Annotated in this window: 3 protein-coding genes and 2 pseudogenes; all 5 read left to right on the top strand. The window is 37.3% G+C overall.

The annotated features are described in order from the left end of the window. Positions 1-292 (top strand): RpnC/YadD family protein (locus ADI58_RS05590; RefSeq protein ID WP_161800934.1); only part of this gene is annotated, 292 nt, incomplete at its 5' end. Positions 293-1,291: 999 nt separating this feature from the next. After that, positions 1,292-1,651: pseudogene (locus ADI58_RS11635) on the top strand (carboxypeptidase-like regulatory domain-containing protein); the annotation flags it as partial. 145 nt (positions 1,652-1,796) lie between these two features. Beyond that, positions 1,797-3,122, top strand: coding sequence for a nucleoside triphosphate hydrolase (locus tag ADI58_RS05580; protein WP_049521791.1), 1,326 nt, complete (start codon positions 1,797-1,799; stop codon positions 3,120-3,122). Between the two features lie 142 nt (positions 3,123-3,264). Beyond that, positions 3,265-4,887 carry an N-acetylmuramoyl-L-alanine amidase family protein gene (locus tag ADI58_RS05575; protein ID WP_049521790.1) on the top strand — a complete coding sequence of 541 codons (1,623 nt, stop codon included), beginning with the start codon at positions 3,265-3,267 and terminating at the stop codon, positions 4,885-4,887. Between the two features lie 127 nt (positions 4,888-5,014). Continuing rightward, positions 5,015-5,284, top strand: a pseudogene (locus ADI58_RS05570) (hypothetical protein); the annotation flags it as partial.

Genomic DNA, 5,284 nt, shown 5'->3' with positions numbered 1-5,284 from the left:
CTGGTCCGAGGAGGACAGGAAAATGTTTAGTCAACTACGTATGCGTGAAGAACAAGCCTTGTTGGCACAGGACTATGCCTTGGAACAAGCTGAAGAAAAAGGCTTAGAACGTGGTCTTGAACGTGGTCGTGCAGAAGGGATTGAACGGGGACTGGAGCGTGGAAAAGTTGAAGGAAGGGAAGAAGGGAAACTTTTTGCCTTTCTAGATATGGTCCATCAAGGTCTTCTGACTTCTGAGGTTGCCAGCCATCAGTTGGGCATGTCAGTAGCTGAGTTTGAGTCCTTGCTATGAGGTCACATTTTAAATAGTAGAAAGTTAATGGAATGGCGAGTTATTTCCAAAATACTTGCCATTTTTGCTTGACATTTGGAAGGGGTTATAGGATAATACCATAGAAGTGAGTTCTGTCCAATTATCTATGTCGATTAGATATGTGAGGTTTGACTCAAGGTTTAAGAAATTTGTGAGATTTTCACTTTAAAATAGGATATTTGAAGCGTATTCAATCTCACAAAGATGTTTTTTCATCTTTTTTGTTGAAAAATTGTAAAAACTTTAAAAAATTGAAGAAAACCCTTGACAAATCCTGCAAATATTTATATACTGTATGGTAGTAAGATAGTCTTACGAAAAAATATTTTAAAGAAAAACAAAGGAGATAAAACGATGAAAAAAGTTTTATTGACAAGCGCAGTCGCTCTTGCAGCATTTGGTGCTGTACAAGCTGTTTCAGCTGATGGTAACAACGGTTATAGTAGTGGTGTTGTAAACCCACTTACTGGTAAAATCGATCAAGCTAACTATAGCGGAAATACAGTTGTTTCAGCTCACACTGGTGTAGTTGCTGATGCTGACCAATACAAACCAGCAACTCCAGTTACAAACCCATACGCTGTAAGAAATCGTATCGGTAAAGATGGTAAGGTTTTACCAGATGTATTTGGTAATGGTACTCATGTTCGTGTACATGTTAAAGATGTCCAAGGTAACCCTGTAGCGGGTGTTAAAGTAGCTGCTTTAGTATACAAAACACCAGACGACTTTGACAACTACAAAAAACCAGCTTTAATTGAAGGAACTACTGACGCAGCAGGTGATGTTGAGTTTGCTGTTGAAAACGGTGGTTATGTACTTTACCGTGTTGATCAAGCTCCAAGAGGTTACTTTGTTCCTGCTAATCTTACAGTAGGTACTGTACTTGATTCAGAAGAAGTTGTACGTGAAGGTTCAGACATGTTTGTTAACGGTGAGTTGACAATCGAAAAAACTGACACTTATAACGTTGTTCGTACTGAGTGGGTTAAAGATGACAACGGTGTGTGGTACTACTATGAAGATAACAAACAAGTTACTGGTTGGAAACAAATTGACGAAAACTGGTACTACCTAAATGAAAAAGGTGAAATGCAAACTGGTTGGGTTAACGTTGGTGGAACTTGGTACTACCTAAACAAATCAGGTGTAATGCAAACTGGTTGGGTTAACGTTGGTGGAACTTGGTACTTCCTTGAAGCATCAGGTGCTATGAAAGCTAGCCAATGGTTCCAAGTTAAAGACAAATGGTACTACGTTAACGCTTCAGGTGCCCTTGCAGTTAACACTACTGTAGGTGGATACACTGTAAACGGAAACGGTGAATGGGTTAACTAATTTAGTTTAATCAAAAAAGCAGGAGATTTCTTCTGCTTTTTATTTTTTCCATAAAAAGTTCAGTTTTTTTTAGAATTTTTTTAAAAAATAAGATACAATAAAACTAGGTTTATTACCTAAAATTTTAAACATGGAGAATGCTCATATGAAAAATAAAAAAGCTTTAGCCCTAGCAGTAGCTAGCTTGACAATGGCAAGTGCAGCAGTTTTAACCAGTTACTCTGCAATTACAGCTCGTCCAGTAAGTGCGGAAGAAGTTGTTTATAGAACTGAGTGGATCACAGTGATTAATGGTCGTTCACAAGAACGTAAGACAGTATTTTTTGAAGATGGGAATCAGCCGATCTCTAAACATTCGACAATTGAAGGATTTGAATTTCAACGTGCCTATGTTGAAGGGGGAAGAAAATACTACTTATTCGTTGAGAAAGGAACAAAGATTGATGATTATGTAAACGATCCCGATGCTTCCGTCAGTGAGTTAAATACTCAAGGATATAAAACATCTGATAAAGATGTAAAATGGCGTGTGTCTGCTGGTAATCGTTATCTTTACTATAAAGGAAATCCTGTAAAAGGTTGGGCTAATGTTGATGGAAAAACTTACTATTTTGATAGTGAAGGTGTTATGGCTCACGGAGTTCTTGAAAACACATCTGAACGTTACTATCTAGACGGACAAGGTGTTAAGAAAACTGGTTTCATTAAAGTAGGAGAAAAAACCTATTATTTTGTGTCAGATGGAGCTCGTAAGACAGAGATTATCTCTGAAAATGGAAAAACTTATTTTGTCAAAGATGGTGTTGTGACAATTGGAGCGCATAAGGTAGGTGCTAAATGGTACTTCTTTGCTGAAGACGGTACAACCAAGTCAGGTATTGTGAAAGATAGTGCTGGAAAATGGTATTACATTACTACAGAAGGTGAGCGTAAGACAGGTCTTATCAAGGGTGCTGGCGATAAGTATTACTATGTCACTGAAGAAGGTGAACGTAAGTTTGGGGAAATTACCGTTGATGGTAAAACATATTTCTTAACAGATGAATCTAATACAAAAGCTGGCTGGAATAAAGTTGATAGTAACTGGATTTATGTAAATAAAGAAGGCAAACGTCAAGTTGGCTGGTTACAAGATGGCGGTAAGTGGTATTACTTTAACGCTGAAGGCATCATGCAAAAATGGTGGGTTAAAGATGGTAGCACTTGGTACTATCTAAACGGTTCAGGCGAAATGCAAACAGGCTGGTTGCAAGATGGTAGCACTTGGTACTACCTAAACAACTCAGGTGCTATGGTAACAGGTTGGGCTAAAGTAGGTGATTCATGGTACTACCTTAAAGGCTCAGGTGCTATGGTAACAGGTTGGTTCCAAGTAGGCGGTAAATGGTACTATGCTTATAGTTCAGGTGCCCTTGCAGTAAGCACTACAGTCGATGGCTACTATGTAAATGCCAACGGTGAATGGGTATAAAATAACAAAGAGAGCGGTTAGAACTGCTCTCTTTCTTTTACTTTTAAATATTTCTACACTTTTTATATTTTTTATTGCATTTATTATAGGAAAAGGATATAATCTATATAAATTTAACCATTTAATAAAGGAGGTTCTTCTCATGAAGAAAACACTAACAGGTATCTTGCTAGCTACTTCAGTGCTAGCGATGGCTTCAGTTCAACCAGCACAAGCTGCCGAATCAGGGGCAACGAGTGCTTCGGCAACTTCTACGGTTAAAGAAGTCCACTATGCAACATTTAAAAATGGTGGACCTGTAGATATCAAAACTGCACTAACAGGATCTGCTGTGACAACTGCATCTATTGAGAATCACCCTGAAATTGCAAATTATATCTATACTTCTAGTAGAGAAGAGAATGGTATTATGTATCATATGTATGCGCCAACTGCTACAACAGGTACTACGAATTCTGGTACTCAGACCAATCCATACCATAGAGATAACAACCAAAACAATGGTAGCACTAGTAATACTAATGGGAACAATAACCAAAATGGTACTGGTGCAAACAATAATAATGGCTCAACAACAAATTCTAATTCTCCAGTAAAAAAAGTTCGTTTTGTAGAATATAAACCTGGTAGTGATGTTCCAGTTGATATTAAAGATCCACGTACAGGCTCTGCAGCTTCTGATACCAGTCGTCTGGATATTGCCAACTATACTTATGTTACTGGTGAATTAAAAGGTGATACACTTTACCATATCTATCGCTCAAATTCAACGACTAATACTAACCAAAATAATAATCAGAACCAGTCTAATTCTGCAGGTCAATTCAAAACGGAGAATGGGAAGGTCTACTATATTAAGGACGGCAAAAAAGTTACTGGCTGGCAAAAAATTGATAGTAAGACTTACTACTTTGAAGCTGATGGAGCTATGAAAAAAGGTCTATTGACTTCAGGTGATAAGCAATACTATTTAGATGAAAAAGATGGTGTTAAAAAGCTAGGCTTTGTAAAAGTTGCTGATAAGGTTTACTATTTTGTTGAAAATGGTGATAAGAAAACTGGCTTTATCAAAATTGATGATAAAACTTACTATCTAAAAGAAGGTGTTCGTCTAACAGGGGATATTACAGTAGACGGGAAACATTATTTCTTAGATGAAGAAGGTGTCCTTAAACCAGGTATTGTTTTAATTGATGGTAAAAAATTCTTCATTGATGATGAGGGAAATCGTCATGTTGGATGGAAGAAAATTGGACTGGATTGGTATTATTTCTCTAAAGAAGATGGAATGAAGACTGGTTGGGTCAAAGATGGGTCATGGTATTACTTGGATGAAACTGGTGTGATGAAAACTGGTTGGAAACAAGTTGATGGTAATTGGTACTATCTTAACGGCTCAGGTGCTATGCAGACAGGCTGGAAATTTATAAATGGTAGTTGGTACCATTTTGACAGTTTAGGTAAAATGGGTACTAGATGGATAAAAGACAATGGTACATGGTATTATCTTGACGGTTCAGGTGCTATGCAGACTGGTTGGAAGCTTTTAGATGGTAACTGGTATTACCTCAATGATTCAGGTGCTATGCAAACAGGTTGGCTCAAGCAAGGTGGTACATGGTATTATCTTGCTGGCTCAGGTGCTATGAAGACAGGTTGGTACCAAGTTAGCGGTAAATGGTATTACTCATATTCATCAGGTGCATTGGCTGTGAACACAACTATCGATGGTTACACAGTAAATGCCAATGGTGAGTGGGTGTAATGGATATAATAAAGAAATAAGGGGAATTTCCTCTTATTTTTTATCATTTTGGAGTGTGATTTCTTGAATTTTTAGGAAAAAAATGGTAAAATAACACCAAAAAAGTACCAAAGGTGGTCGATATTTTATGGATAAGAAAAAATTTCTAACTGCTAGCTTGGCTAGTGTTGCTGTTTTAGGATCAGCATTTGTTGTATCTCAACCGTCGGTTGTAAAAGCGGAAGGTCAACCTGTAGCTAGTAGTCAACCAGCTGAAAATAAAGAATCAGCACAAAAAGAATTTTTAACTAATTTTGATGAAGCTTTAAAAGCAGTAATTGCAGAATTAGAAAAAGCTGAAACTAATAGTCCAGAAGAAGCAAAAGCAAAGGCTGATACAATTGCAGCATTAAAAGCA

The sequence above is a fragment of the Streptococcus mitis genome (assembly GCF_001074635.1).
Taxonomy (GTDB): domain Bacteria; phylum Bacillota; class Bacilli; order Lactobacillales; family Streptococcaceae; genus Streptococcus; species Streptococcus mitis_E.
Note: the sequence above shows the minus strand (reverse complement) of the source record. Positions and strands in the feature narration are given on the sequence as shown.